Genomic DNA, 25,241 nt, shown 5'->3' on the forward strand with positions numbered 1-25,241 from the left:
CCATCCCAGCAATGATGTTCATCGATTAACGTGATCGAAAGAGCATGTGAATAGCTTGAAAGGTGAGCCTTTACAGGAACCGCAGTTAAAGTGAGCTTAGGCCCCGTCTTCTTAGTAAAAACCAGGAAAGTCGATGGAGTTGGCATTAAATTTTCCTAGGAAGAGAAGAAGATTGACGATCCCGACAGTCGGCATAGATGAATAGCCCTAAAACGAAAATTGAAAACATAAGGCCAACTACATTAAGAAAAATGCTGACGGTGGAAAGATAGAATTTTCGCTGGGCTTCAGCGATATCGTTAAAAGACAAATCAATGCCATCGCCATGGATTGCGCGTATTTTTAACGGTTTTTCGAAAAGAGCATAATGATTTAAGAGGCTGCCTTACTAAGGATCTGTCAGGTACGGATCAGAGTTTCAGCCAGGATGCAAAACGATGTCGATGGGTGGGATGCTACTTATTCCTGGGATTTGGTTTCAACGGCATTGAGCGGCGAATGAGGACCCGAAGAGGCCGCCGGTCCTTCTTTGCAATGTACCGTTTGCGGCGAAATGCTCGTGGCCCAGTCATACGGTAAATTTCTCGTTCTTCGCGAATGCGCTCACGTAATAGATTCATAGAGTTTCCGGATTTATACAATTAAAAGCCGCCCGCCAATATCTGCAAAATCAACTTGTCCGCTGGCAGCGAAAAATATCTTAGGTCAGTTCACTCTCAGCTTTCTGCTAATTTTGCACGCGATGAATGGAGGGCGACCGTGGGACGCTCCGTTCGTGCCTGACTGCGGCGCCGAGTGTTCTCTAAGCAAGAAAATGACTGCTGAACGAATTCCCGTGATGGTAAGGCGCTCTGTTGATGTTTGCACTCTACATGCCCATGGTTTTGTTGACGTGCCAGAAGGAAGTATGTTGAGTTGCATCGAAAACTGACCCACTTTCCCCGGAAATTTGCATCCTAAGTTGACCCATGTTTAGACCACAATCCTGCTCATCACAGCGAGCAGGAGAACGGAGTGATAGACGTGGCCCTACTTGGAATTATTCGACGCTGGTACATCCGCGATCACATCTCGATCAGGGAAATCTCCCGCCGGCTGGACATCTCTCGAAACACGGTTCGTCGCTATATCCGATCCGGAGCGATCGAGCCTTCCTACCCCTCAAGGCATTCATCCAGTGCCCTAGATGAATTCGCGCCTCGACTTTCAGCCTGGCTCAGCGCTGAGGCAGTCAAATCGCGCAAGCAGAGACGAACCCTGAAACAGATGTTCCTGGACTTACGAGAGCTGGGATATGAAGGGTCTTATGACCGCGTGGCAGCCTTTGGAAGGCAATGGAAGGTGGGTCAAATGGAGAGGGTCAATTCTGCGAGCAAATCAACACTAAACAACCATCGTAATTTGTCGTAAACAGATTAATTTTTCTATTCACGTCTTTGCGACGGTCTAGTAATCCAAGAAGGGTTAGAACAAAGTTCTCGTAGTTTTTAAAATTCTTGATTCCTTCTTCGGTGGGTATGTTTTCGGGGTCAAAATTTTGAACGGGGAAAATACAAGTGTTGAAGTAATGCATAAAAATAGCAGATTTGACTGCCATATCGCCTTCAAACGTTGTCGCAAGGGTTTCGATAGTTTGAGGTGCTCCATCGGTATCTCTCACCTTCAGTGCTAGTGTCGGAAACAGATCCGCGGACGCACCAGAGCCGATAAGTATGTTTATATTTTTGTTGTAAATGTCGCCGGCTTCGATCGAAGTAAACATTTTCCCCTCAATTTTGGTCTCAATTTGATGAAATTTTACCAATATCAAGTATAGCGATACCTTTTCACGTTGATAGGACTATGCAGGTCTTAGTGACCTTAGTGCGAGTGACCTCAATGCAAAATGTTGGTCGGGACGCAGCAGTTATCGGGCCAAGCCGAAATCCCGAAAAATAAGTGACGCGGAAATGGAAGTCCGCTTCTAGCGGATAGCGGTAGTCAGATCTCAAGTTTCAATAAAAAGCCGCCTGTATAGGCGGCTTTTGACTTTTTGAATAGGGAATGGCGGTATCATTCTCCGACCAACTTTATTCGGGCCCGACCAACTTTATTCATCAAGGTCACGAGCGATCACTACCCTCACTCCACCGTCACCGACTTAGCCAAATTCCGCGGCTTATCCACATCCGTCCCCCGCGCCAACGCCGTGTGATAAGACAGCAACTGCAACGGCACCACATGCAGAATCGGCGACAGCACGCCATAGTGCTCCGGCATCCGGATCACGTGCACACCCTCCGCCGAGGTGATGCGTGAATCGCCATCGGCAAACACATACAGCTGACCACCCCGCGCACGCACTTCCTGCATGTTGGACTTGAGCTTCTCCACCAGCGCGTCATTGGGCGCAATGGTGACCACCGGCATCTGGTCCGTCACCAGGGCCAGCGGGCCATGCTTGAGTTCGCCCGCAGCATAGGCTTCGGCGTGGATGTAAGTGATCTCCTTGAGCTTGAGCGCACCTTCCAGCGCGATCGGATAATGCAGGCCACGCCCCAGGAACAGCGCATTCTCGCGGCGGGCGAAGGCTTCGGCCCAGGCGACGATGGAGGGCTCCAGCGCCAGCACGCTCTGCAGTGCGGCGGGCAGGTGGCGCATGGCCTTGAGATGCGCGGTTTCCTCTTCTTCGGTGAGCAGGCCGCGCGTCTGCGCCAGCGCCAGCGTCAACAGGAAGAGCGCAGCCAGCTGCGTGGTGAACGCCTTGGTCGAGGCCACGCCCACTTCCACACCCGCACGGGTGATGTAGGCCAGTTCGCATTCGCGCACCATGGCGCTGGTGGCGACGTTGCAGACCGTCAGCGTGTGCTGCATGCCCAGGCTGCGCGCATGCTTCAACGCGGCCAGCGTGTCCGCAGTCTCGCCGCTCTGCGAGATGGTGACCACTAGGGACTTCGGGTTCGGTACGCTGTCGCGATAACGGTATTCGCTGGCGATCTCGACGTTGACCGGGATCTTCGCAATCGATTCCAGCCAGTACTTGGCAGTCAGGCCGGCGTAATAGCTGGTGCCGCAGGCCAGGATCAGGACTGAATCCACTTCCTTGAAGACCTTGTAGGCCTTGTCGCCAAACAGCTCGGGCATGATGCCGACCACGCCTTCGAGCGTGTCGGCGATGGCGCGCGGCTGCTCGAAGATTTCTTTTTGCATGTAGTGCTGGTACGGGCCCAGTTCCACCGCACTGGTGTAGGCCTGCACGGTGCGCACTTCGCGCTCGACCGGGCGGCCGGTAGCATCGACGATCCAGACCTTCTGCAATTGCAGGTCGACCACATCGCCTTCTTCCAGATAGATGATCTGGTCCGTCGTGCCGGCCAGCGCCATGGCGTCGGAAGCGACGAAGTTCTGACCCTCGCCCACACCCACGATCAGCGGCGAACCCTGGCGCGCAGCGACCACGCGATGCGGTTCGTCGGCACAGAAGACGGCAATGGCGTAGGCACCGGTGAGGCGGCGCACGGCTTGCTGCACGGTGTTGAAGAGATCGCCGTCATAGATGTGGCCGACCAGATGGGCGATCACTTCGGTATCGGTCTGGCTCTCGAAGACGTAACCGGCGGCCTGCAGCTCGGCGCGCAGTTCGTCATGGTTCTCGATGATGCCGTTGTGGACCAGCGCGATGCGGTCCCGCGAGAAGTGCGGATGGGCATTGTGGGTGGCCGGGGCGCCATGGGTGGCCCAGCGGGTGTGGGCGATACCAGTGAAGCCGGCCAGGCCGCTCTGCGCCACCTGATGCTGCAGCTCGGCCACGCGCGAGGTGCTGCGCGAACGCTGCAGCTTGCCATCCACGTGCAGCGCCACGCCGCAGGAATCGTAGCCGCGATATTCAAGGCGCTTCAGGCCCTCAAGCAGGATGGGAGTGACGTTTTGTTGCGCTACCGCGCCGACGATGCCGCACATGACTTACCTCGCTGGAAAAGATGTGCTTGCATCTTAGGGGAGGTGGTGTGAAATAAGATTTCTAAAATCTTATGAATATGAACTAATATTGCTTCATGGGGATGCTATGAAATAATATTAAATTCAAGGTGACATTTTGAATTTATATAACGTGCAAGTTCGCCCATAGTCAGCCGATGTCAGGCCACTTCACTAGGTTTCTTTCTCTCCCATGAAAACCCCGCTCCCGCTGGACGACCTTGACCGCCGCATCCTGCAAGCCCTGCAAAGCGATGCCAGCCAGACCAACCAGGAACTGGCCTTGCGCGTGCACGCCTCGCCGCCGACCTGTCTGCGCCGCGTCAAACGGCTGGTGGAGGCGGGGGTAATCGCGCGCCAGGTGGCCTTGCTGGACCCGGCGCAACTGGCTTCCACGCTGACAGCCGTGGTGGAGATCACCCTGGACCGGCAGGGCGAGGAAGAGCAGCAAGCCTTCGAGGCGCTGGTGGCGGCAGAAGCGGCCGTGCAGCAGTGCTACCGGGTCTCGCCGGGGCCGGATTTCGTGCTGGTGGTGCTGGTGCGCGACATGCCGGCCTATCATGCCCTGGCGCACCGGCTGTTCGCTTCGCAGCGCAATGTGCGCAACGTGCGCAGTTACTTCTCCATCCACCGCAGCAAGTTCGAGCCGGCCATTCCCCTGGATGACGCCGGCGCAATTTCCTGAAAAACGGGCCGTTCCTTCACCAATTGGCCGTGTTTGCCTGTGGATAAGTCAGGTGGGATGGTTTTTTTGGTCTTTTTGCTTCATATCGCCCTGAAACCACCCCTGCCGACTCAAGTTGTCCACAGGCGCCCGGCCTTTGGCGCTTACTTCTTGATCTTGACCGGCCGCTGCCATCCCGCCAGCGACAGCTGCTTGGCGCGTGACAGCGTAAGCTGCCCGGCCGGGGCATCCTTGGTCAGGGTGGTGCCGGCGCCGAGGGTGGCACCCTTGCCCACGCGCACCGGGGCGACCAGCTGGCTGTCGCTGCCGATGAAGGCGTCGTCTTCGATGATGGTGCGGAATTTGTTGGCGCCGTCGTAGTTGCAGGTGATCACGCCCGCGCCGACGTTGACGCCGCTGCCCACGTCCGCATCGCCCACGTAGGCCAGGTGATTGGCCTTGCTGCCCACGCCGACGATGCTGTTCTTGACCTCGACGAAGTTGCCGATATGCACGTCCCGCGCCAGTTCGGTGCCGGGGCGCAGGCGCGCGTAGGGGCCGATCTGGGCGCCGTCGCCGACCACCGCGTCTTCGATGTGGGTGAAGGGCTTGATGGCCACGCCAGCGCCGATGCGGGCATTGCGGATCACGCAGTGGGCGCCGATGTGGCTGCCTTCGCCGATGCTGACCTGGCCTTCGAAGACGCAGTTGACGTCGATGCTCACGTCACGTGCGCACGTCAGCGTACCGCGCACGTCGAGGCGCGCCGGGTCGGCCAGGGTCACGCCGGCTTCCAGCAGGCCCTGGGCGATGTTGCGCTGGTGTACGCGTTCCAGTTCGGCCAGCTGCACCTTGCTGTTCACGCCCAGGGTTTCGGCCACGTCGTCAGGCTGGGCCGAGACCACTTCCACGCCATCGGCCACCGCGGCAGCGATGACGTCGGTCAGGTAGTACTCGCCCTGGGCATTGTTGTTGGAGAGCTGCGAGAGCCACTGGCGCAGGCGCGCCGTGGGCGCGACGATGATGCCGGTGTTGACCTCGCGGATGGCGCGTTCGGCTTCGTTGGCATCCTTCTGCTCGACGATGCGCGTGATCTTGCCATCCTCGCGCACGATGCGGCCATAACCGGTGGGGTTGTCCAGGGTCACGGTGAGCACGCCCAGCTTGTCCTGGCCGGCGGCCTCCAGCAGGCGCTGCAGCGAGGCCGCCGTGGTCAGCGGCACGTCGCCATACAGCACCAGGGTGGGCGCGCCATCATCGAGATGCGGCACCGCCTGCATGACGGCATGGCCGGTACCCAGCTGCGGTTCCTGCAGGGCAAAGGCCAGGCCCTGGCCGCCGAAGGCCTTGGGCACGGCATCGCCACCATGGCCGTAGATCACGCACAGTTGCGTGGGCGCGAGCTGGCGGGCGGTATCGATGACGTGGCCCAGCAGGGGCTTGCCGGCGAGCGGATGCAAGACCTTGGGCAGCGAGGATTGCATGCGTTTGCCCATGCCGGCGGCGAGGATGACGATGTTCATGAGTGGTGACAGGAGGGGCAGGGGAAAAAGCCAAAAGTCTAGCACGCACCCTCTGCCGGCCAACACGTGCGGGGCTGCAAAAGATGAAGCTGAGGGGCGTTTGGCGTTGTACTCCCGTTTTTATGCGCACGGCTGGCGCTTACCATGGGAAGCTGTGCAAGTTCGTCTGCGCCGTTGCTGCCTGCGCGTGAAGGGGCAGGATCGCTGATGAACGATCAATGACAACCGGTCCGGCCCAGGCCGACCCTTCCTGGAAAGTGCATGAAGATTCTTCTGTTGAACGATGAGTTCTACACCACCGGCGCCAGCACCGCGATGCTGCGCCTGGCCGAGCGCCTGGTGCAGAACCATGAGGTGTCGGTCCTGCCGCGTATCGATGGCCAGGGTGAAGTGCGCAAGCAGTTTGAAGCGATGGGCATTCCCATCGTCAAGGATCTGGCGGGCAATCCGGATGTGATCGTCTCCAACTGCATCCTCTCGGGCGGACTGGTGGGCGAGATGGCGCCGCGCTGCCCGGTGATCTGGTGGATCCATGAAGCCGAGATCGGGCGCGATCTGCTGCTGCACTATCCGCAGAATGCGCAGGGTTTCAAGAGCGCGTCGCACATCGTCTTCCAGACCGAGTTCCAGCGCATCGTCTACGGCAGCTTCCTGTTCGACAGCCCGGCCATGTCCCACGTGCTGCCGTTCTGGAATGACGCCATCTATCGCCAGGAAGACCTGCAGCCCAAGCCCAAGGATAAAAAGCGCATCGTCTGCATCGGCACCATCGAGCCGCGCAAGCGCATGGAAGATACCGTCATGGCCGTCAATGCCATGAGTGGCGACCAGCGTGCCGGTGTCGAGTGCGTCTTCATCGGCAAGTACCTGCAACTGAGCGAGGGCGCGCGCAAGCTCTGCGAAGCGCTGCCGGAGCGCTACCGCTTCCTGGGCGAGCAGCCCAATGAAGAAACCCTGCGCTACCTGGCCTCGGCCGATGCCTACGTGCTGGCCAGCTCCAGCGAATCCCAGCCGCTGACCATCTGGGAAGCCTTTGAACTCGGTGTGCCGGTCTGCCTGTCGGATCTGGAAACCTATCGCCACATCGGTCTGAAGAACGGCGTCAACGCCTTGATGCATCCGGTGGGCAACATCGATCTGCTGTCGTCGAACCTGCAGATGGTGCTGCATAACGAGGATGTACGCCGCCGCATCACGCGCGCAGGCAAGAGCCTGCTGCTGAAGAATCTCACGCGGGAATGGTCGGAGGAATTCGAACGCCTGATCTTGCGCACGCAGACCATGGCCGAGATTCGCAAGATGGGATATTGAGGTGCGCCGGAGCTGATCCGGCGCCTTGCCCTCAGTTCAGGCTCTGGTAGAAGGCGATCTGGTTCTCGCTCAAGGTGCGCAGGTCTTCGTTGTTCAGGTAGCCGGCGTACCACTGCGCGGTCAGCTCCAGCGCCGTGTAGAGTTCCATGCGCGGGATCCAGTCCAGGCGCTGCCGTGCCTTGGAGATGTCCAGGCGCAGCACTGCCTGCTGCTGGTCGTCCTGCTCGGGTTCGAGGCGTACCTCGATCGGCTCCACATCGTTCTTCTGCAACGAATGATTGAAGGTGGCGCAGAGCTGGGCCACGGTCTGCAGGTCGGTATCGGCCGGTCCGAAGTTCCAGGCTTCGGCATAGGTGCTGCCGTGCTCGTAGAGCAGCTTGCCGATCTGCAGGTAACCGGACAGCGGCTCCAGCACGAATTGCCAGGGGCGTACGGCGCGCGGCTGGCGGATGACGACGGGTTCTTCCTTTTCCAGGGCGCGGATGAAGTCGGGCACCAGGCGTTCCGGCGAGAAATCGCCGCCGCCGATGACGTTGCCGGTGCGTACCGAAGCCAGGCCGACCTGGCTACCTTTCTCGGCAGAGAAATAGGAGCGCCGGTAGGCGGCCGTGACCAGTTCGGCCGCACCCTTGCTGCTGCTGAAGGGATCGCGTCCGCCCATGGGGTCGTCCTCGCGGTAACCCCACAGCCATTCACGGTTCTCGTAGCACTTGTTGCTGGTGGCCACCACGACTGCGCGCACGCTGGGCGTCAGGCGCACCGCCTCCAGCAGATGGGCGGTGCCCATCACGTTGGTGGAGAAGGTATCGAGCGGATTGATGAAGGCCTGGCTGATCTGCGGCTGGCCGGCCAGATGGAATACCACGTCCGGCTGCACCGCCGCCAGCGTCTCGGCCAGATGGCGCGGATCGCGCACGTCGCCGGTGGTGGTCTGCACGCAATTGTGCAGGCGCGCCAGGTGGAACAGGCTGGGATTGGTTGGTGCCGGCAACGCGTAGCCGCTCACCTTGGCCCCCATCAGGTGCAGCCACAAGGTCAGCCAGCTCCCCTTGAAGCCGGTATGACCGGTGATGAAAACGCGCTTGTCGCGCCAAAAGTTAGCCATCAGGCAGCCTCTTACACGTATGGCAGAGAGTCGTTCGGGGTGCAGAGGCGTGACGGCCGCAGGCCAGTCAATCACGCGGATGGCAATACCACGCAGCCCAACCCCTGTTCTTGCCGGGCTACGTTTCCCTGCGAAACCACGACTGCATGGTTATGTTTGTTTTCCCTGGCAATGCGGCCTCGCGGCACGGCATTGCGATAGGACAAATTAAAACATGCGTGTTTTGGCCTTCAAGCGTGGAAGAGGAGGGTATTTGATGCTCATTCCCAAATATAGCCGTATGACAACAAAAATTTACTTTTGCGTCATCCTGCGGAAATGGGCCATCGGCGCGAAAGCCGCGCCACAGCTGGCTTTCGTACTGATGAGGTGAGACGGTCTGTCTCGCTGGACTAAGTTTTTTGTGCAGGGCTGCGGTGAGCCGCTGCGTATCGTCATGGTTGTCAGGTCACACCAGGTTGATCACCGACTGGCTTTGGTCGAGTTTGTCGTCGCGGTCAAAGAGAGTGTCGCCCTGGGCCTGCTTGCCGGGTCCGGCGGTGAAGTTGGTGAAATCGAACAGGCTGCGATCCAGCATGTGCGACGGCGTGATGTTGGCCATGGCCGTGAACATGCTCTTGATCCACAGGGGATTGGTTTTTTCCCACTGGTTGAGCATCTCGCGCATGGCCTGGCGCTGCAGGTTGGGCTGCGAGCCGCACAGGTTGCAGGGGATGATGGGGAATTCCATGGCGGCCGCGTACTTCTTGATGTCGGGCTCGCGCACGTAGGCCAGAGGGCGGATCACCACGTTCTCGCCATCGTCGGCGATCAGCTTGGGCGGCATGGTCTTGATCTTGCCGCCGTAGAACATGTTGAGCATGAAGGTGTGCAGGATGTCGTCGCGGTGATGGCCCAGCGCGATCTTGGTGGCGCCCAGCTCCTTGGCCACGCGGTACAGGATGCCCCGGCGCAGGCGCGAGCACAGCGAGCAGGTGGTCTTGCCCGGTGCGATCTTCTCCTTGACGATGCTGTAGGTGTCTTCTTCGATGATGCGGTAGGGCACGCCGATGCGGGCGAAGTATTCCGGCAGGATGTGTTCGGGGAAGCCCGGCTGCTTCTGGTCCAGGTTCACGGCAATGATCTCGAACTTCACCGGGGCCACGCTCTGCAGGTAGCGCAGCGTGTCCAGCATGGTGTAGCTGTCGGCGCCGCCGGACATGCAGGCCATGATGACGTCGCCGTCGCGGATCATGTCGAAGTCGGCGATGGCTTTGCCGGTGAGGCGGCGGATGCTTTTTTCGAGCAGTTCGAAACGGCGCGAACCGCGCGCGGTGACTTCAGCATGGCCACGCTCGTCCTGCGTAGCGGCTGCATCGAGGTCGGCCATGTCGGTCAGTTCGGACAATTGCACTGCGGCTGCAATGTCGTTCATGGGAAATTCCTTCAATCGGTAGGCTGTTGCTGCCGGACGAGCGGAGTTGCCGTCCATCAACATCGATGAGGCAATGGGCGGGAGGGCTGCGTGCGGGCGGAGGACCGGCATTTTCTCATGCAGCGCCGGTTCCTGCCATTTCTGCGTGGCTTGCCGCAGGGCAAGCGTCGCATGGATGCCTCATCGGAGCGATGCACCGACGCTCATTTGTCCGATTGCAGTGCCCCCAGCACATGCCGGTTGCGGATCTGCCGGATCGCCGCCACCAGGAAATCGATGAACGCCGCCACCGCCGGCGGCAGCTTGCGTCCAGCCATGGTCTGGACCTGCAGGGTGCGTTGGTGCAGCTCACTCTCGGCCATCGGCACCAGGGCCATGCCGTCTTCCTCGGCGCGTTCCTGCACGGTGAGGAAGCCGCCCAGCGCCACCGTGTCGGGTGATCGGGCGGTGAAGCGATACACCGCGCCCAGCGAATGACTGGTGAAGACCGGCGCGAACAGCAGGCCGCGCATGCCGCAGGCGATATCGAACAGCTGGCGCACCGTGGAGCCTTGCTCGGGCAGGGCCAGCGGGTAGGGTGAAAGATCGTTGAGGGCCAGGAGCTTGCGCGCGGCCAGCGGGTGGTCGCGCCGCATCAATGCGAAGATCGGTCCCGATTCGCGGTAGGCGATGTTGAGACCTTCCACCGGTCCCAGGCTATAGGTGACGGAGATGTCGGCCTCGCCATCGATGACCATCTGCGAGGCCTTGGCCGCGCCCACCACGTTGAGCTTGAACTGCATGCCCGGATATTGCTCGCGGAATTGCGCCATCACGTTGGGCAGCAGGTCCCAGGCAAAGCCTTCCGAGCAGGCCAGCGTGACCACGCTCTGGCCCACTGCGTGCAAGCCCTTGACCTCGGCCATGACCTGCTCGACCTCCAGCAGGTTGCGGCGCGCAAAGGCCATCAGCACCTCGCCGGCGGGCGTGAGCACCATGCCGCGCGCGCGGCGCTCGAACAGCGGCACGCCGGTTTCTTCTTCCATCTTGGCGATCTGGCGGCTCACCGCCGAGACCGCCACGTGCAGTCGTTCGGCTGCGGCGGTCAGGGAGCCGGTGCGGCCCACCTGGTAGAAATAGCGAAGGGCGGTACTTTGCATGGCAGACAATGCTTTCTCGAATTGGCAATTATCGGCGGATATCCTTGCAAAGCTATGCAAGGTCATGATGGTGCATGGCCGCAAAGATGCACGAAATAACGGCGATCATCTGCGACAGGTGCACACTTGTTGGGCTGAATTGCAGTGCAAAATACAATAAAACATTTTGCCAATTTGCGAAAGCATCGTTTTAAAAATTGACATTGTTCGAAACCATGGCGGCTCCTAGAATCATCCTTGGCATCAGTTCATCAGGAGTCTCCCCATGTCCCGCAGTACCGCCCTTCGCCTGGCCGCCGAGTATTTTGATTCCGGCCGCTTCCAGCATGACCTGCAGCGCCGCATCGCGCTGCCGACCGAGAGCCAGAATGCCGACCGTCGCGCCGAGCTGGCCGCTTACCTGAGCGAAGAGATCGCGCCGGCCCTGGCCGCAATGGGCTTCGAGACGCAGCAGATTGTCAATCCCGTGGAAGGCGCACCGCCCTTGCTGCTGGCGCGCCGCATCGAATCGGCCGAGGCGGTGACGGTGCTCATGTACGGCCACGGCGATGTGGTCAATGGCCAGGAAGGCCGCTGGCAGCAGGACCGCTCGCCCTGGCAGCTGAGCCCGGATGGCGAGCGCTGGTACGGACGTGGTAGCGCCGACAACAAGGGCCAGCACAGCATCAACCTGGGCGCGCTGGCCGCAGCAATCGAAGCGGCCGACGGCAAGCTGGGCTGCAACCTGAAAATGATTTTCGAGATGGGCGAGGAAGTGGGCTCGCCCGGTCTCTACGAGGCCTGCCGCGATCACGCCGATTATCTGGAAGCCGACCTGTTCCTGGCCTCGGATGGCCCGCGCCTGGCGGCCTCCAGCCCGACGCTCTTCCTCGGTTCGCGCGGCGCGCTGCAATTCAAGCTGGTGCTGGACACCGGCAATGGCGCACACCATGCCGGCAACTGGGGCGGCGTGCTGCGCAATCCGGCCACCGTGCTGGCCAATGCGGCCGCGTCGCTGGTAGATGGACGCGGCGTGATCCGGGTGCCGGGTTTGCGTCCGCGCCAGGTGAGCGAACGGGTGCGTGCGCTGGTGCGCGATTTTGCCGTGGGTAGCGATCCCGGTGATCCGGTGCTCGATGCGCACTGGGGCGAGCCTGGCCTGTCCGCGGGCGAGCGCCTGTTCGCCTGGAATACGCTGGAGCTGATCGCCTTCGAGGCCGGCAATGCCCAGCGTCCGGTGGGGGCGATTCCCGCCCGTGCGCAGGCGGTGTTCCAGCTGCGCTTCGTGGTCGGCACCGTATGGGAAGACGTGCAGCAAAGCCTGCGCCGCCATCTCGATGAACTCGGCTACGAGGATGTGCAGATCGAGATCCAGGCGGCCGCGCCGGCCACGCGCCTCGATCCGGACGATGCCTGGGTACGCCTGGCTACGGCGTCCATGCAGGAGAGCAGCGGCAAGAGCGTGACCATCCTGCCCAACCTGGGCGGCACCATCCCCAATCATTGCTTCGCCGAAGCGCTGGGTCTGCCCACGCTGTGGATGCCGCATTCCTATCCGTCCTGCTCGCAGCATGCGCCGGACGAACACCTGCTGGCCCCGGTGGCGCGCGAAGGCCTGCAACTGATGGCCGGCCTGCTGTGGGACATCGGCCAGCAGGGCCAACAGGTGCGGCAGCAGCGCGCCCAGGCGGCGCCGTCGGCCGCCTGAACGATGACTTCACACAACACAAGAACGCCAGCCAAGGCAGTCCATCTTCCAACGGGAACACGACCATGAACGCAGCGTCACCATCGGCAGCACCGGATGTTTCTTCCACCACCCCGGCAGAGGCGGCCCAGCCGCCCATGTCGGCCGCACGCACGCGCCGGCTGATCGTCGCCTCCTCCATCGGCAATGCGCTGGAGTGGTTCGATTTCGTGGCCTACGGTTTTTTTGCGGTGACCATTTCCAAGCTGTTCTTCCCCACCGGCGATGACACGGTCTCGCTGCTGGTGACCTTCGCCACCTTTGGCCTGTCCTACCTGTTCCGCCCGCTGGGTGCGATCCTGCTGGGCTGGTATGGCGACAAGGTAGGACGCAAGCCGGCCCTGCTGGTGTCGCTATCGATGACGGTGGCCGGTACCCTGATCTGTACCGTGATTCCGACCTACGAGACCATCGGCATGGCTGCACCCATCGGCATCCTGGTGGCGCGCATTCTGCTGGCGCTGTCGGCCGGTGGCGAATTCGGTTCGGCCACCGCCTTGCTGACCGAGACCGGCTCCAAGCGCCGCGCTTTCATGGCCAGCTGGCAATTCTCCAGCCAGGGGGCGGCCGCCCTGATGGCGGCGCTGGCCGGCTTCCTGCTGAACCAGTGGCTCACGCCCGAGCAGATCGCTGCCTGGGGCTGGCGCTTGCCGTTCGCCTTCGGCCTGTTGATCGCGCCGGTGGGTTTGTACATCCGCCGTCACATCGATGAAGTACCGATGGCGAAGAAGGTGCAGGTGGCCGGCGAGGACGATGCCAGCTGGGGCCTGCAAGTCACGCGGGTGCTGGTGGCCATGGGCATCCTGTCGGTCTCGACCGCTGCCACCTACCTGATGCTGCTGTACATGCCGACCTTTGCCATCAAGCAACTGCATCTGCCGCAGTCCACCGCCTTTGCTGCGGCCGCCGTGACCGGCGCCATCCTGATGATCGGCGCGCCCTTCATGGGCATGCTGGCCGATCGCGTGGGTCGCGCCCGCATCATGGTGATCTCCACCGTGCTCACGCTGGCCACCATCTATGCCTCCTTCGTCTGGGTGATCGCCATGCCCACGGTGTGGGTGATGATGGCCATCATGATCTGGGCCGGCATCCTCAAGGCGGTATATTTCGGTTCTCTGGGCGTGGTGCTGTCGTCGATCTTCCCGCCGGCCACGCGGGTGCGCGGCATGGGCATCAGCTACAGCCTGGGCGCCACCCTGTTCGGCGGCTTCACGCCCTTCATGGTGACCTGGCTGGTGGGCAAGACCGGCAATCCGGTGTCGCCCAGCTATTACCTGATGGTTTGCGCCGCGATCAGCCTGGTGTGCGTGAGCATCTACCACTTCCGCCTGAAAAAATACCTGTGAAAAAACGCACAGGCGGCACGCGGGACGGGAATTTTTTCCCGCGCCGCGCTACCATGGCGGTCTTGCCGGAAAAGCTGGACCGTGCCGGCATCGGCGTTTTCCCACATTGACGAGGTTTCCATGTTTTCGCATCTCCCGCCGTATGCCGGCGATCCCATCCTGAGCCTGATGGAGCAATTCCAGCGCGACGAGCGCAGCAACAAGGTCAACCTGAGCATCGGCATCTACACCGATGGCCGTGGCGTGGTGCCGGTGCTGCCTTCGGTGCGCACCGCTGCCGCCGCCGTCGCCGAGACCGGCGCCCCCTACGTCTACCTGCCCATGGAAGGCCATGCCGCCTACCGCCAGGCGGTGGCCAAGCTGCTCTTTGGCGCTGATCTGCCCCCGGCCGAGCACCTGGCCATCGTCCAGACCCTGGGCGGTTCGGGCGCACTGAAGGTGGGTGCCGACCTGATCGCGCGCTTCTTCCCGCAGCCCACCATCTGGCTGCCGGATCCGACCTGGGACAACCACGTCGGCATCTTCGAAGGCGCCGGCTTCAAGACCGAGCGTTATCCCTACTACGATGCCCAGACCAAGGGCCTCGACTTCAACGGCATGCTGGCCAAGCTGGAGAGCCTGCCCAAGGGCGCGGTGGTGCTGCTGCACCCGTGCTGCCACAACCCGACCGGCGTCGATCCGACCCGTGCGCAATGGGAGCAGATCATTGCCGTGGTCCAACAGCGCGGCCTGCTGCCCTTCTTCGACCTGGCCTACCAGGGCTTTGCCGAGAGCTTGGACGAGGACATCTGGCCGGTGCGCGAAGCGGTGCGTCGCCAGATTCCGTTCTTCCTGTCGAACTCCTTCTCCAAGATCTTCTCGCTCTACAGCGAGCGTATCGGTGCCTTGTCGGTGTTCTGCCCGCAAGCGGGCCAAGCCGCCAACGTGCTGGGCCAGCTGAAGCTGACCGTGCGCCGCAATTACTCCAGCCCGGCCCGCAATGGCGCGCTGCTGGTGGCCCACGTGCTGGGCGACGACAAGCTGGCCACGCAATGGCGTGCCGAAGTCGAGGAGATGCGCGTGCGCGTGCGCGACATGCGCGTGAAACTGGCTTCGCAGTTGAAGAGCGCGGTGCCGGACCAGGACTTCTCCTTCCTGCTGCGCCAGAACGGCATGTTCGGTTATACCGGCCTGACCTCCGCCCAGGTGGATCGCCTGCGTGACGAGTTTGGCGTCTACGCCGTGGGCACCGGCCGCATCTGCGTGGCCGGCTTGAACGACGGCAACGTCGCCCGCGTGGCCGAGACCATGGCCGAGGTGTTGCGTGGCTGAAGTGGCGAGCAAGGCCGCCGTTTCTGCGGCCGACCTGCGGCACAAGAGCTATGAAGACGTGCTGGCCCTGGTGGCCGGTACGCTCTTCGTCTCGCTGGCCGTGAACATGTACAGCCAGGTGGGCCTGCTCACCGGCAGCACCGCCGGGCTGGCCTTCCTGACGCATTACCTGACGGGCCTGCCGTTCGGGGTGGTGTTCTTCACCATCAACATCCCGTTCTACTACTTCGCGTTTCGCCGCATGGGCTTGCGCTTCACCGGCAAGACCTTTTGTGCGGTGGCGCTGGTGTCGGGCTTTTCGCTGATGCATCCGCACTTCATCGGCTATGCCAAGCTGGACCTGTTCTACAGCGCCGTGCTGGGCGGCTTGCTGATGGGCGTGGGCTTCGTGATGCTGTTTCGCCATGGCGCCAGCCTGGGCGGCATCAACGTGGTGACGCTGTTCCTGCAGGACAAATACGGCCTGCGCGCCGGCAAGCTGCAGATGGGCGTGGACGTGGTGATCGTGCTGTGTTCGCTGTTCGTGGTGACGCCGCGCGTGCTGCTGGCCTCGATCCTGGGGGCGGTGATGGCCAATCTGGTGATTGCCTTGAATCACCGGGCGGGCAGGTATATGGGCATGTAAGAAGCGCGGGACCGTAAGGTCGTGCAATAAAAAATGTCGTTCAGTGCAGACTGAACGGCATTTTTTTCGCGGTATTTTCAGGCGCTCAGGAGTTCGCTGCTGGCCGATTTCACCGGATAGGACCGGATCAGCAGATCGGCCGGGAGGTTCAGGCCGGCGCTGAGCCTGCGGATCATGTCCAGGGTCAGCGGACGGACCCGGTTGAGGATGTCGGACACCCGCCCGCGCGGCCCCAGATAAGGTTCCAGATCCTTGCGCGAGAGGCCGCGCGCTTCCATCACGTGCAGCAGGAAATCGATGGGATCGGGGTCCTCGATGGCAAAGTGCGCGCGCTCATAATGGGCGATGAGCAGGGTGAGCACGTCGAGCTGGTCGGCTTGTTCAGAGCGGGCAGGGGCATCCCATAGCCGTTCTGCCTCGGCCAGCGCGGCGCGGTAATCCTTGCGGGTGCGTATCAGTTTGAGTTGCATATGACGTTCCTTCAAATCGTTTCCACATCGATGGCGTCGTATTGGCGATGCGTGCCGACGAAGCGGATGTAGAGCAATTCCTTGTCGTAGCGTACGGCCACCACCAGGCGGTAGTCGTTGCCTTTGATATTGAACACCACACGGTTGTTTCTGATGAAACTGGCATTCCGATAGGCCGCCTTGATATCAGCCGGCGTTTTCCAGTTAACCCGGCTGGCCAGCGCGTGCCAGGCGCGCAGCGGAGTTTCCGCTGCGGGATGGGCGGTCCAGAAATTCCGTAGTGTGGAGAGGGCAATAACGCGCATCCACACACCGTAACATGCTACCACCTTGGTAGCGGGATGGAAGGGGAAACTCTGGACAGATCTCGAAAAAAACAAAACCCCGCATGAAGCGGGGCCAGTCGGGCAAAGCAATCAGTGGAATGAAAATCAAGCCTTGATCCGGAAAGTCTCCACCCCCACCGAATCACAATCCGGATACACATCCGGCTTCTCGGTCGAGACCCGCACCGCGCGCACCTTGGGGTGGGCCAGCATGGCGGTCATCACGTCGTCGCACAGGGTTTCCTGCAGGTGGATGTGGCCGCGGGCCATGCGTTCGGCGATGGTGGAGCGGATGAAGTCGTAATCCACCACTTCGTCCAGATGGTCGGCGGTGGGTGTGGTCTCGGCCAGCGGGACGTAGAGGTCGACGTTGATCAGGATGCGTTGCTCACCCTTCTTTTCGAACTCGTGCACGCCGATGTTGATGAACACCTCGTAGTTGCGCAGGAACAGGCGGCGGCAATCTTGCAGGGAAGGATGGGAGAGGAAGAGCATGATCAAAAAAGTAAAAGTTATTTCGCCACGAACATGACGTCGCGCGAAAGGGGAAGCAAATGCTGGCCGCCATCGACCAGCAGGGTAGTGCCCGTCACGGCCCGCGCCGAAGCGACGTAACAGACCGCAGCGGCAATGTCCTCGGGCGTGCTGCCACGGCCCAGGGGCGTAACGGTGTGGGCCTTGCCGAACTGTTCCTCGGTCTGGTCGCCCGAGACCATGGTCAGCCCGGGTGCCACGCCGACCACCCGCACCTTGGGCGCCAGGGCCTGCGCCAAGAGAGTAGTGGCGCTGTGCAGGGCAGCCTTGGAGAGGGTGTAGGACAGGAAGTCGGGATTGGGATTGTACAGTTTCTGGTCCAGCAGGTTGATGACGACGGCCTGCTGCCCCTCCGGCGTGGCCTCGTAGAGCGCCTGCGCCAGCAACACCGGGGCGCCGACATTGGCGCTCATGTGGCGCAGCAGGCGCTCGTTGCCGAAGCTGGCGGCGTCATCGTAATCGAACAGGGAAGCGTTGTTGACCACGCAGGTGAGGCGTCCCAGCGGCGCGGCTTGCGGCAGCAGCGCGCGCACCTGGGCTTGATCGCCCAGCTCGCCCTGCACCGCCAGGGCGCGCCGGCCCAGGGCTTCGATCTCGCGCACCAGCGTGTCGGCTTCCTCGCGCGAACGGTTGTAGTGGACCGCCACGTCCCAACCGGCGTGCGCCAGGGCCAGGGCAATGTGGCGGCCGATACGGCGTGCTGCGCCGGTGACCAGCGCAACGCCTGCAGAAGAGGATGAAGTCATGTTCCTGGTTTCCAATACAATACGGCCCATGCAACTGCAACTACCCGACCCCGGCGCTGACGCACAGTCCGCCTCGCAGACCCTCCAGCACCTGATTGCGGACGAGATCGCCGCAGCCGGCGGCTGGATCTCCTTCGAACGTTACATGGAACTGGCCCTGTATGCGCCGCAGGTCGGCTACTACAGCGGCGGTTCCGCCAAACTGGGCAAGGATGGGGATTTTACAACCGCCCCGGAAATCTCGCCCCTGTACGGTGCCACCCTGGCCCACCTGGCTGCCGAAGTGATTGCGGCCAGCCCGCAGGTGGCCAACGTGCTGCTGGAATTCGGCGCCGGCACCGGCAGGCTGGCGCGTGACATCCTCACCGAATTGCAATCGCGCGGGATGCTGCCGGAAAAATATTTCATCGTGGAAATCTCGGCGCAACTGCGCGCCCGTCAGCAGGAAACCCTGGCCGCGTTCGCGCCTCTGGTGGAATGGCTCGATGCGCTGCCGGAGACATTCTCGGGCGTCGTAGTCGGCAACGAAGTGCTTGATGCGATGCCGGTGCGTTTGGCCGTCAAGGCCGACGATGGCTGGCTGGAACGCGGTGTGGCGCTGGATGCAGCGGGCCGCCTGCACTTCGAAGACCGTGCCGTGGCCGGCCTGCCGGTGGCGCAGATTCCCGATGCGGAGGAATTGCCGCCCGGCTATCTCACCGAACTGTCGCCGGTCGCCATCGGCTTCATGCATACGCTGGGCCGCATGCTGGCCAGCGGTCCGGGGGCGCTGGCGATCCTTCCGGATTACGGATTCCCCGCGGCGGAATACTATCTGCACGACCGCGACCAGGGCACGCTGATGTGCCACTACCGCCATCATGCCCACACCGATCCCTTCTACTGGCCGGGTTTGCAGGACATCACCGCGCACGTGGATTTCACCGCGATGGCCGTGGCCGCCGTGGAAGAGGGCGCGGAAGTGCTGGCCTATACCAGCCAGGGCGCCTTCCTGCTCAATGCCGGCATCGGCGAACTGCTGCTGCGCACTTCCCCCGAGGACAGCGCACACTACCTGCCGCTGGCCAACGGCCTGCAAAAACTGATTTCCCCGGCCGAGATGGGCGAGCTCTTCAAGGTGCTGGCCATCGGCAAGAATGTCCAATGGCCGGCCCGCATGCTGCGCCACGACCGTACCCATCGCCTCTGAGGAGAAGTCTGTGATTCGCTGGATCGTCGTCATCTTCCTCACGGTCATCGTGTTTTCTTCCCTCTTGCCCTGGCTGGAAAAGCTGGGCATCGGCCGCTTGCCGGGGGACTTGCGTTTCCGTTTGTTCGGCCGCATCTTTTCGCTGCCCTTCGCCTCGACCATCCTGATTTCCGTGGTGGCCTTCCTGCTGGCGAAGATCCTCTGAGTCCGATCAGGAGTTGTAGACATGCGCGTATTGCTGGTGGAAGACGATCCCATGGTGGGCGAGGCCGTGCGCAAGGGTTTGCGCCAGGATGGCTTCGCCATCGACTGGGTACAGGATGGCAAGTCGGCCGACGTGGCGCTGCGCACCGAGGACTACGCCATGCTGCTGCTTGACCTGGGCCTGCCGCAAAAGGATGGCCTGGCCGTGCTGCGCACCCTGCGCGAGCGCGGCAGCGCCATTCCCGTGCTCATCACGACGGCGCGCGATGCGGTGGCCGACCGCGTGGCCGGGCTCGATGCCGGGGCCGACGATTACCTCATCAAGCCCTTCGACCTGGAAGAACTCTCGGCCCGCATGCGCGCGCTCTCGCGCCGCCAGGCCGGACGCGCCGAGAGCCTGGTGCAGGTGCGCGAGGTGGTCTTGAATCCGGCCACCCATGAAGTGACCGTGGGCGGCAAGGCGGTCAACCTGTCGGCGCGCGAATTCGCGCTCCTGCACGCCTTCATGGACAGGCCGGGGGTGGTGCTCTCGCGCGCCCAGCTGGAAGAAAAGCTCTACGGTTGGGATGACAGCATCGAGAGCAATGCCGTCGAAGTCCACATCCACGCACTGCGCAAGAAGGTCGGCAGCGACTTCATCAAGAACGTGCGCGGCGTGGGCTACCTGGTGCCGGCATGAAATCGATCCGCAACAAGCTGCTGCTGTGGCTGGGGTTGGGACTGTTCTCCATCATCGTGATGGCCGGGGTGGCGCTGTACTTCCAGGCGCGCGGCGAGGCCAACCAGATCTTCGATTACCAGATGCGCCAGATCGCGGCCTCGCTGCCGCGCCAGGCCTTCTCGCCCATCTCGCCGGGCCAGCAGTTCCCCGAGCTGGAAGACGAGATCATGATGCAGATCTGGGACAGCCGTGGCTCGGTCATCTATCACTCCCATGCGCGCGGGGCCATGCCGCGCCAGGCCGAGCTGGGCTTTGCCAACGTGCGCGGACCCAATGGCATGTGGCGCGTCTACAGCGCCCAGATCGGCAGTACCGTGGTGCAGGTGGCCCAGCCGCAGAGTGCGCGCGACGAGATCGCAGCGCAGATGGCGGTCAAGACGGTGGTGCCCTTGTTGCTGCTGTTCCCGCTGCTCGGCGCGCTCTCGTGGGTGGCGGTCAGCCGTGGGTTGGCGCCGGTGCGCAAGGCCGCAGCCGAAGTGGCGGCGCGCGACATGAATTCGCTGCAGCCGCTGTCGGACGTGGGCATGCCGCAGGAAATCCAGCCGCTCACCCATGCGCTCAACGACTTGCTGGCGCGCCTGAAACATTCCACCGAAACCCAGCGCGCCTTCGTGGCCGATGCCGCGCATGAATTGCGCACGCCGCTGACTGCCTTGCGCCTGCAGGCGCAACTGGCCGAGCGTGCCACCGATGAAGAGGAGCGGCGCGCCGCCTTCGCCGACCTCAAAAGCGGACTGGAACGCGCCACCCACCTGGTCCACCAGCTGCTCACCCTGGCGCGCCAGGAACCCGATGCGATGGGCTTTGCCGAGATTGACCTGCGCGCGCTGCTGGGCAGCGTGGTCGGCGATCTGTCGTCCGTGGCCGAGCATGGCGGCATCGACCTGGGCTTGTCGGACCAGGGCGATGATGGCCGCCCCGTGCGCGTGCAGGGCAATGCCGATGCCTTGCGCATCCTCTTCAACAACCTGGTGGATAACGCGCTGCGTTATACGCCGGCCGGTGGCGTGGTCGACGTCGGCTTCGAATTTTCCGGGGCGGGCGTGTGCACGGTGGTGATCCAGGACAGCGGTCCGGGCATCCCCGAGAGCGAGTTGCCGCGCGTGTTCGATCGTTTCTATCGGGCCCAGCGGGGCCAGGAGCAGGGCGGTCCACGGGCCGCTTTCGGCAGCGGGCTGGGGCTGGCCATCGTGCGCCAGATCGCCGACCTGCACCGGGTACCGGTGGAATTGCGCAATACCGGGCGCGGTTTGCAGGCGCGGGTAGTGTTCACGCTGCTGCCTGGCTGAAGGCCGCCAGTCCCGCCTGGGGAGCATTAAGCGTGGATGAATGCTCCTTTTTTCAGCCTTAAGTTTGTCTTAATTTTCACTGCTTAATCTTCACTCCAACGGTTGAGGCCAACAGGCCGCAACCTTCGAGATTCCGTTCGATCAAGGAGAAGAAGATGAGCCGTCGCATCGTTTTTGTTCGTAACACTTTGGCTGTCATGATTGCCGCAGTGGTCGGCGGCAGCTACGTCTATTTTCGCGGTGCCGACCTGCCGTCGGCGCACGCGGCCGCGCTCAACGCCCCGCTGGTGGCGTCCAACCCCGCGCCCGCAGCCCCGGCCGGACCGGTGGTGGCGGCGGCAACCGATTTCTCGGGCATCGTCCAGCGCTACGGCCCGGCCGTGGTCAACATCAGCGTCACCGGCAAGGCCCGCAAGGTCGCCGATGACGACGACAACGGCCTGGACCCCAACGATCCCTTCTCTGAATTCTTCAAGCGCTTCGGCCCGCAACTGCAGATGCCGCAGCAGCCGCGCATCATGCACGGCCTGGGTTCCGGTTTCATCATCTCGCCGGATGGCCTGATCATGACCAATGCCCACGTGGTCGATGGCGCGCAGGAGGTGGTGGTCAAGCTGACCGACCGCCGCGAATTCAAGGCCAAGGTGCTGGGTATCGACAAGCAGAGCGACATCGCCGTCATCCGCATCGATGCCAAGAACCTGCCGACGGTACAGATCGGCGACCCGTCCCGCGTCAAGGTCGGCCAGCCGGTCCTGGCCATCGGTTCGCCCTACGGCTTCGACAATACGGCCACGGCCGGCATCATCAGCGCCAAGTCGCGCAGCCTGCCGGACGACAATTACGTGCCCTTCATCCAGACCGACGTGGCCGTCAACCCGGGCAACTCCGGTGGTCCGCTGTTCGACCTGAATGGCCAGGTGATCGGCATCAACTCGCAGATCTACAGCCAGACCGGTGGCTTCCAGGGCTTGTCCTTCTCCATCCCCATCGATGTGGCGATGAAGGTGGAACAGCAGCTGGTCACCCACGGCAAGGTTACCCGTGGCCGCCTGGGTGTGTCGGTGCAGGACCTGAACCAGGCCTTGTCCGAATCCTTTGGCCTGAAGAAGGCCGAGGGCGCGCTCATCAGTTCGGTGGAAAAGGGCAGCCCGGCCGACAAGGCGGGCCTGCAGGCCGGTGACGTGATCCTCAGCTTCGACGGCCATGCGATCGATCATTCGGTAGACCTGCCCACGCTGGTGGCCGATACCGCGCCGGGCAGCAGCAAGCCGATGCAGGTCATGCGCGGCGGCAAGGTGATGACCGTCAACGTGACCGTGGGCGAGATGAAACAGGCCAAGAATGAATCCAAGACCGGCAAGTCCGATGACCAGGGACGCCTGGGCCTGGCGGTGCGCCCGCTGGACAAGGATGAGCAGGCCCAGATCGGTGGCCAGAAGGGCTTGCTGGTGGAAGACGCCAGCGGTCCGGCTGCGGTGGCCGGTATCCAGAGCGGGGACGTGATCCTGGCGCTCAATGGCACGCCGGTCTCCAGCGTGGCGCAGTTGCGCAAGCTGGCCAGCGAGGCCGGCAAGAGCGTGGCGCTGCTGGTGGAGCGCGGCGACGAAAAGATCTTCGTGCCGCTGGCCCTGAATTGATTGATATGTTTTACGGTTTTGCAGTGAGTAGTACCGGTGAGCAGTAAGCAGTGAGTAGTAAGTGGTAAGCAGTGAGTAGTAAGCAGTGAGGGATTTGGCCGGACGTGCGCAAGCGTGTCCGGCCTTTTTTTCATTCTGCGGGTGGTGTCGGCGAGGCAGGTTTTTCGCGCCACTGGTCATGCGCATGATCGCGCTGCATGGCCTCGCGGTCGCCGGCGAACATGGCCTGCAATTCCTCGCGGGCCTGCACGGCCATGGAGACCATCTGCGCCTGGTCCTTGTAGTGCGGGTAGAGCGCTGCCAGGGTCTTGAGATTGTACGCGCGGAATTTCATGGCGGCCTCGCGCGCGCGATAGGCGCCGAAGTCCAGCTGCTGCAGCACCTGGCGGCCCATGTGCAGGGCGCTTTCGAAGGTCTCGCGTTCCAGTACCGTCACCCCACGGTCCATCAGGTCGTAGTAATGCGTGACGTTGCGCGCGCGGGCGGCGATCTGCAGGTGCGGGAATTCCTCGCGCACCTTGTCCACCATTTCCAGCGCGGCTTGGGCATCGTCGATGGCGATCACCAGCACGCGCGCCTTGTCGGCGCCGGCAGTGCGCAGCAGGTCGATGCGGGTGGCATCGCCATAGAAGACCTTGAAACCGAACTTGCGCAGGAAATCGATCTGGTCCGGATCATGATCCAGCACGGTGGCGCCGATATCGTTGGCCGCCAGCAGACGGCCGACGATCTGGCCGAAGCGGCCGAAGCCGGCGATGATGACGGCGTTGTCCTGCGGGCCGATCTTGTCTTCCGGACGGCGCTTGCCGCCTTCCAGCCAGCGCACCAGCAGCCGGTCATGCACCAGCAGGAGCAGCGGCGTGACCAGCATCGACAGCGCCACCACGACCACCAGCATGGAAGAAATCTCGGGCGTGAGCACCTTGGCGGTGACGGCCGCGCCGAAGACGATGAAGGCGAATTCCCCGCCCTGCGAGAGCAGGAAGGCGAAGAACAATTGTTGTCCGCGCGGGATGCCGAAGCAGCGCCCGAGGAACCACATCACGCAGGTCTTGATGGCCAGGAAGGCCGCCACCATGCCGAGGATGCGCCAGGGCTGGACGAGGAAGACGCCAAAGTCCACCGACATGCCCACGGCGATGAAGAACAGGCCCAGCAGCAATCCCTTGAAGGGTTCGAGGTCGCTTTCCAGTGCATGACGGTATTCGGAATCGGCCAGCAGCACGCCGGCCAGGAAGGTGCCCAGCGCCATCGACATGCCCACCGATTGCATCAGCAGGCAGGTGGAGATGACCAGCAGCAGCGCGAAGGCGGTGAAGATCTCGCGCATGTCGGTCTTGGCGATGATGCGCAGGATGGGGCGCATCAGCACCCGTCCGCCGAAGATCAGCAGCGCGATCACCAGTGCCACCTGGCCCGCATGCAGCCAGCCCTGCCCGCTGCCCTGGCTGGCGGCCACGCCCAGCAGGGGCACGGCGGCCATCATGGGGATGGCGGCGATATCCTGGAACAGCAGGATGGAAAAGCCGGCCGCGCCTGCCGGGGTGGCCGTGAGCTTGCGTTCGCCCAGCGTGGCCAGGGCGATGGCGGTGGAGGAGAGCGACATGCCCAATGCGGCAATGAGGCCGATGCGCCAGGGCACGCCTGCTGCCAGCGCGGCGGCGAACAGGGCCAGCGAGACCGCCGTCACCTGCACGCTGCCCCAGCCGAAGATGGAACGGCGCAAGGCCCACAGACGCTTGGGGTCCAGCTCCAGGCCGATCAGGAACAGCAGCAGCACCACACCGAATTCAGAAAATTCGAGGATGTGCTTGACCTCGGTAATCAGTCCCAACCCCCACGGACCGATGACGATGCCAGCCAGCAGGTAGCCCAGCACCGCACCCAGGCCCAGGCGCTTGGCGATGGGGACGGCCGCCACGGCCGCCAGCAGGTAGACGAGGGCGATCAGCAGTTGTTCATCCATGGCGAGGTCCGGTCGGTTGATGGCGAAGAAGA

The 25,241-nt window shown here is 62.4% G+C and carries 23 protein-coding genes; 12 read left to right on the top strand and 11 right to left on the bottom strand.

The genetic code is table 11. The features are described from left to right. Nucleotides 1-1,023 precede the first annotated feature (1,023 nt). On the top strand, nucleotides 1,024-1,410 hold the full coding sequence (locus ACVC5H_RS02995; protein WP_489622646.1) for a winged helix-turn-helix transcriptional regulator: 387 nt from the start codon (nucleotides 1,024-1,026) through the stop codon (nucleotides 1,408-1,410). On the opposite strand, the gene ACVC5H_RS03000 is transcribed toward ACVC5H_RS02995, so the two are convergent. Together ACVC5H_RS03000 and glmS are read right to left on the bottom strand one after the other, a co-directional pair. Beyond that, on the bottom strand, nucleotides 1,361-1,762 hold the full coding sequence (locus tag ACVC5H_RS03000) for a hypothetical protein (protein WP_489620940.1): 402 nt from the start codon (nucleotides 1,760-1,762) through the stop codon (nucleotides 1,361-1,363). The genes ACVC5H_RS02995 and ACVC5H_RS03000 overlap by 50 nt on opposite strands. Before the next feature lie 359 nt (nucleotides 1,763-2,121). Beyond that, the gene (gene glmS / locus ACVC5H_RS03005) at nucleotides 2,122-3,939 is read right to left on the bottom strand and encodes a glutamine--fructose-6-phosphate transaminase (isomerizing) (protein WP_489620941.1); all 1,818 of its coding nucleotides are present in this window, start codon (nucleotides 3,937-3,939) and stop codon (nucleotides 2,122-2,124) included. A 211-nt stretch (nucleotides 3,940-4,150) separates the two neighbouring features. On the opposite strand from glmS, the gene ACVC5H_RS03010 reads away from it, so the two are divergent. Beyond that, the gene (locus ACVC5H_RS03010) at nucleotides 4,151-4,642 is read left to right on the top strand and encodes an Lrp/AsnC family transcriptional regulator (RefSeq protein WP_489620942.1); all 492 of its coding nucleotides are present in this window, start codon (nucleotides 4,151-4,153) and stop codon (nucleotides 4,640-4,642) included. Nucleotides 4,643-4,785: 143 nt separating this feature from the next. Here the strand turns inward: ACVC5H_RS03010 and glmU are convergent, their stop codons facing one another. Beyond that, nucleotides 4,786-6,144: a bifunctional UDP-N-acetylglucosamine diphosphorylase/glucosamine-1-phosphate N-acetyltransferase GlmU gene (glmU, locus tag ACVC5H_RS03015; RefSeq protein ID WP_489620943.1), complete on the bottom strand. Its 1,359-nt coding sequence runs from the start codon at nucleotides 6,142-6,144 to the stop codon at nucleotides 4,786-4,788. A gap of 261 nt (nucleotides 6,145-6,405) precedes the next feature. Here glmU and ACVC5H_RS03020 point away from each other — a divergent pair, with 261 nt between their 5' ends. Then, complete coding sequence (locus ACVC5H_RS03020; protein ID WP_489620944.1) at nucleotides 6,406-7,455, top strand: glycosyltransferase family 4 protein; 1,050 nt, start codon at nucleotides 6,406-6,408, stop codon at nucleotides 7,453-7,455. A gap of 31 nt (nucleotides 7,456-7,486) precedes the next feature. Here the strand turns inward: ACVC5H_RS03020 and rfbG are convergent, their stop codons facing one another. The 3 genes from rfbG to ACVC5H_RS03035 form a co-directional block, all read right to left on the bottom strand. Beyond that, the gene (gene rfbG / locus ACVC5H_RS03025) at nucleotides 7,487-8,560 is read right to left on the bottom strand and encodes a CDP-glucose 4,6-dehydratase (RefSeq protein WP_489620945.1); all 1,074 of its coding nucleotides are present in this window, start codon (nucleotides 8,558-8,560) and stop codon (nucleotides 7,487-7,489) included. A 448-nt stretch (nucleotides 8,561-9,008) separates the two neighbouring features. Then, the gene (gene ttcA, locus ACVC5H_RS03030; protein WP_489620946.1) at nucleotides 9,009-9,974 is read right to left on the bottom strand and encodes a tRNA 2-thiocytidine(32) synthetase TtcA; all 966 of its coding nucleotides are present in this window, start codon (nucleotides 9,972-9,974) and stop codon (nucleotides 9,009-9,011) included. A 203-nt stretch (nucleotides 9,975-10,177) separates the two neighbouring features. Continuing rightward, nucleotides 10,178-11,113, bottom strand: coding sequence for a LysR family transcriptional regulator (locus tag ACVC5H_RS03035; RefSeq protein ID WP_489620947.1), 936 nt, complete (start codon nucleotides 11,111-11,113; stop codon nucleotides 10,178-10,180). Nucleotides 11,114-11,378: 265 nt separating this feature from the next. Here ACVC5H_RS03035 and ACVC5H_RS03040 point away from each other — a divergent pair, with 265 nt between their 5' ends. From ACVC5H_RS03040 to ACVC5H_RS03055, 4 genes are all read left to right on the top strand, one after another. Further along, nucleotides 11,379-12,800 (top strand): M20 family metallopeptidase, encoded by a 1,422-nt coding sequence (locus ACVC5H_RS03040; RefSeq protein ID WP_489620948.1) that lies wholly within the window; start codon nucleotides 11,379-11,381, stop codon nucleotides 12,798-12,800. Between the two features lie 65 nt (nucleotides 12,801-12,865). Beyond that, on the top strand, nucleotides 12,866-14,188 hold the full coding sequence (locus ACVC5H_RS03045; RefSeq protein WP_489620949.1) for an MFS transporter: 1,323 nt from the start codon (nucleotides 12,866-12,868) through the stop codon (nucleotides 14,186-14,188). Nucleotides 14,189-14,308: 120 nt separating this feature from the next. Further along, nucleotides 14,309-15,499, top strand: coding sequence for an amino acid aminotransferase (locus tag ACVC5H_RS03050; RefSeq protein WP_489620950.1), 1,191 nt, complete (start codon nucleotides 14,309-14,311; stop codon nucleotides 15,497-15,499). Next, the gene (locus ACVC5H_RS03055) at nucleotides 15,492-16,124 is read left to right on the top strand and encodes a YitT family protein (RefSeq protein ID WP_489620951.1); all 633 of its coding nucleotides are present in this window, start codon (nucleotides 15,492-15,494) and stop codon (nucleotides 16,122-16,124) included. The genes ACVC5H_RS03050 and ACVC5H_RS03055 overlap by 8 nt, the downstream gene beginning before the upstream one ends. 77 nt (nucleotides 16,125-16,201) lie before the next feature. Here the strand turns inward: ACVC5H_RS03055 and ACVC5H_RS03060 are convergent, their stop codons facing one another. The 4 genes from ACVC5H_RS03060 to ACVC5H_RS03075 form a co-directional block, all read right to left on the bottom strand. Next, a complete protein-coding gene (locus ACVC5H_RS03060; protein ID WP_489620952.1) occupies nucleotides 16,202-16,594 on the bottom strand; it encodes a helix-turn-helix domain-containing protein in 393 nt (130 codons plus the stop codon). An 11-nt stretch (nucleotides 16,595-16,605) separates the two neighbouring features. Beyond that, on the bottom strand, nucleotides 16,606-16,899 hold the full coding sequence (locus tag ACVC5H_RS03065) for a type II toxin-antitoxin system HigB family toxin (protein ID WP_489620953.1): 294 nt from the start codon (nucleotides 16,897-16,899) through the stop codon (nucleotides 16,606-16,608). A 126-nt stretch (nucleotides 16,900-17,025) separates the two neighbouring features. Beyond that, complete coding sequence (locus ACVC5H_RS03070) at nucleotides 17,026-17,415, bottom strand: dihydroneopterin aldolase (RefSeq protein ID WP_008333021.1); 390 nt, start codon at nucleotides 17,413-17,415, stop codon at nucleotides 17,026-17,028. 17 nt (nucleotides 17,416-17,432) lie between these two features. After that, nucleotides 17,433-18,200, bottom strand: a complete 768-nt coding sequence (locus ACVC5H_RS03075) for an SDR family oxidoreductase (protein ID WP_489620954.1) — start codon at nucleotides 18,198-18,200, stop codon at nucleotides 17,433-17,435. Nucleotides 18,201-18,228: 28 nt separating this feature from the next. On the opposite strand from ACVC5H_RS03075, the gene ACVC5H_RS03080 reads away from it, so the two are divergent. The 5 genes from ACVC5H_RS03080 (at nucleotide 18,229) to ACVC5H_RS03100 (ending at nucleotide 23,243) form a co-directional block, all read left to right on the top strand. Beyond that, nucleotides 18,229-19,389 carry a class I SAM-dependent methyltransferase gene (locus tag ACVC5H_RS03080; RefSeq protein ID WP_489620955.1) on the top strand — a complete coding sequence of 387 codons (1,161 nt, stop codon included), beginning with the start codon at nucleotides 18,229-18,231 and terminating at the stop codon, nucleotides 19,387-19,389. Nucleotides 19,390-19,399: 10 nt separating this feature from the next. Further along, nucleotides 19,400-19,594, top strand: coding sequence for a DUF2905 domain-containing protein (locus ACVC5H_RS03085; protein WP_489620956.1), 195 nt, complete (start codon nucleotides 19,400-19,402; stop codon nucleotides 19,592-19,594). A gap of 21 nt (nucleotides 19,595-19,615) precedes the next feature. Further along, nucleotides 19,616-20,272, top strand: a complete 657-nt coding sequence (locus ACVC5H_RS03090; RefSeq protein WP_489620957.1) for a response regulator — start codon at nucleotides 19,616-19,618, stop codon at nucleotides 20,270-20,272. Then, complete coding sequence (locus ACVC5H_RS03095; protein ID WP_489620958.1) at nucleotides 20,269-21,603, top strand: ATP-binding protein; 1,335 nt, start codon at nucleotides 20,269-20,271, stop codon at nucleotides 21,601-21,603. Before ACVC5H_RS03090 ends, ACVC5H_RS03095 begins: the two co-directional genes overlap by 4 nt. A gap of 155 nt (nucleotides 21,604-21,758) precedes the next feature. Continuing rightward, nucleotides 21,759-23,243, top strand: coding sequence for a DegQ family serine endoprotease (locus ACVC5H_RS03100; RefSeq protein WP_489620959.1), 1,485 nt, complete (start codon nucleotides 21,759-21,761; stop codon nucleotides 23,241-23,243). Nucleotides 23,244-23,373: 130 nt separating this feature from the next. Here the strand turns inward: ACVC5H_RS03100 and kefC are convergent, their stop codons facing one another. Continuing rightward, on the bottom strand, nucleotides 23,374-25,209 hold the full coding sequence (gene kefC / locus ACVC5H_RS03105) for a glutathione-regulated potassium-efflux system protein KefC (RefSeq protein WP_489620960.1): 1,836 nt from the start codon (nucleotides 25,207-25,209) through the stop codon (nucleotides 23,374-23,376). Between the last annotated feature and the right edge of the window lie 32 nt (nucleotides 25,210-25,241).

This window comes from Herbaspirillum sp. Her3, from assembly GCF_057961275.1.

Bases quoted from the DNA above. Each gene is read 5' to 3' on its own strand.
- ACVC5H_RS03000 (WP_489620940.1), bottom strand. From the start codon at position 1,762: ATGTTTACTTCGATCGAAGCCGGCGACATTTACAACAAAAATATAAAC.
- glmS (WP_489620941.1), bottom strand. From the start codon at position 3,939: ATGTGCGGCATCGTCGGCGCGGTAGCGCAACAAAACGTCACTCCCATC.
- ACVC5H_RS03010 (WP_489620942.1), top strand. From the start codon at position 4,151: ATGAAAACCCCGCTCCCGCTGGACGACCTTGACCGCCGCATCCTGCAA.
- glmU (WP_489620943.1), bottom strand. From the start codon at position 6,144: ATGAACATCGTCATCCTCGCCGCCGGCATGGGCAAACGCATGCAATCC.
- ACVC5H_RS03020 (WP_489620944.1), top strand. From the start codon at position 6,406: ATGAAGATTCTTCTGTTGAACGATGAGTTCTACACCACCGGCGCCAGC.
- rfbG (WP_489620945.1), bottom strand. From the start codon at position 8,560: ATGGCTAACTTTTGGCGCGACAAGCGCGTTTTCATCACCGGTCATACC.
- ttcA (WP_489620946.1), bottom strand. From the start codon at position 9,974: ATGAACGACATTGCAGCCGCAGTGCAATTGTCCGAACTGACCGACATG.
- ACVC5H_RS03035 (WP_489620947.1), bottom strand. From the start codon at position 11,113: ATGCAAAGTACCGCCCTTCGCTATTTCTACCAGGTGGGCCGCACCGGC.
- ACVC5H_RS03040 (WP_489620948.1), top strand. From the start codon at position 11,379: ATGTCCCGCAGTACCGCCCTTCGCCTGGCCGCCGAGTATTTTGATTCC.
- ACVC5H_RS03045 (WP_489620949.1), top strand. From the start codon at position 12,866: ATGAACGCAGCGTCACCATCGGCAGCACCGGATGTTTCTTCCACCACC.
- ACVC5H_RS03050 (WP_489620950.1), top strand. From the start codon at position 14,309: ATGTTTTCGCATCTCCCGCCGTATGCCGGCGATCCCATCCTGAGCCTG.
- ACVC5H_RS03060 (WP_489620952.1), bottom strand. From the start codon at position 16,594: ATGCAACTCAAACTGATACGCACCCGCAAGGATTACCGCGCCGCGCTG.
- ACVC5H_RS03065 (WP_489620953.1), bottom strand. From the start codon at position 16,899: ATGCGCGTTATTGCCCTCTCCACACTACGGAATTTCTGGACCGCCCAT.
- ACVC5H_RS03070 (WP_008333021.1), bottom strand. From the start codon at position 17,415: ATGCTCTTCCTCTCCCATCCTTCCCTGCAAGATTGCCGCCGCCTGTTC.
- ACVC5H_RS03075 (WP_489620954.1), bottom strand. From the start codon at position 18,200: ATGACTTCATCCTCTTCTGCAGGCGTTGCGCTGGTCACCGGCGCAGCA.
- ACVC5H_RS03080 (WP_489620955.1), top strand. From the start codon at position 18,229: ATGCAACTGCAACTACCCGACCCCGGCGCTGACGCACAGTCCGCCTCG.
- ACVC5H_RS03090 (WP_489620957.1), top strand. From the start codon at position 19,616: ATGCGCGTATTGCTGGTGGAAGACGATCCCATGGTGGGCGAGGCCGTG.
- ACVC5H_RS03095 (WP_489620958.1), top strand. From the start codon at position 20,269: ATGAAATCGATCCGCAACAAGCTGCTGCTGTGGCTGGGGTTGGGACTG.
- ACVC5H_RS03100 (WP_489620959.1), top strand. From the start codon at position 21,759: ATGAGCCGTCGCATCGTTTTTGTTCGTAACACTTTGGCTGTCATGATT.
- kefC (WP_489620960.1), bottom strand. From the start codon at position 25,209: ATGGATGAACAACTGCTGATCGCCCTCGTCTACCTGCTGGCGGCCGTG.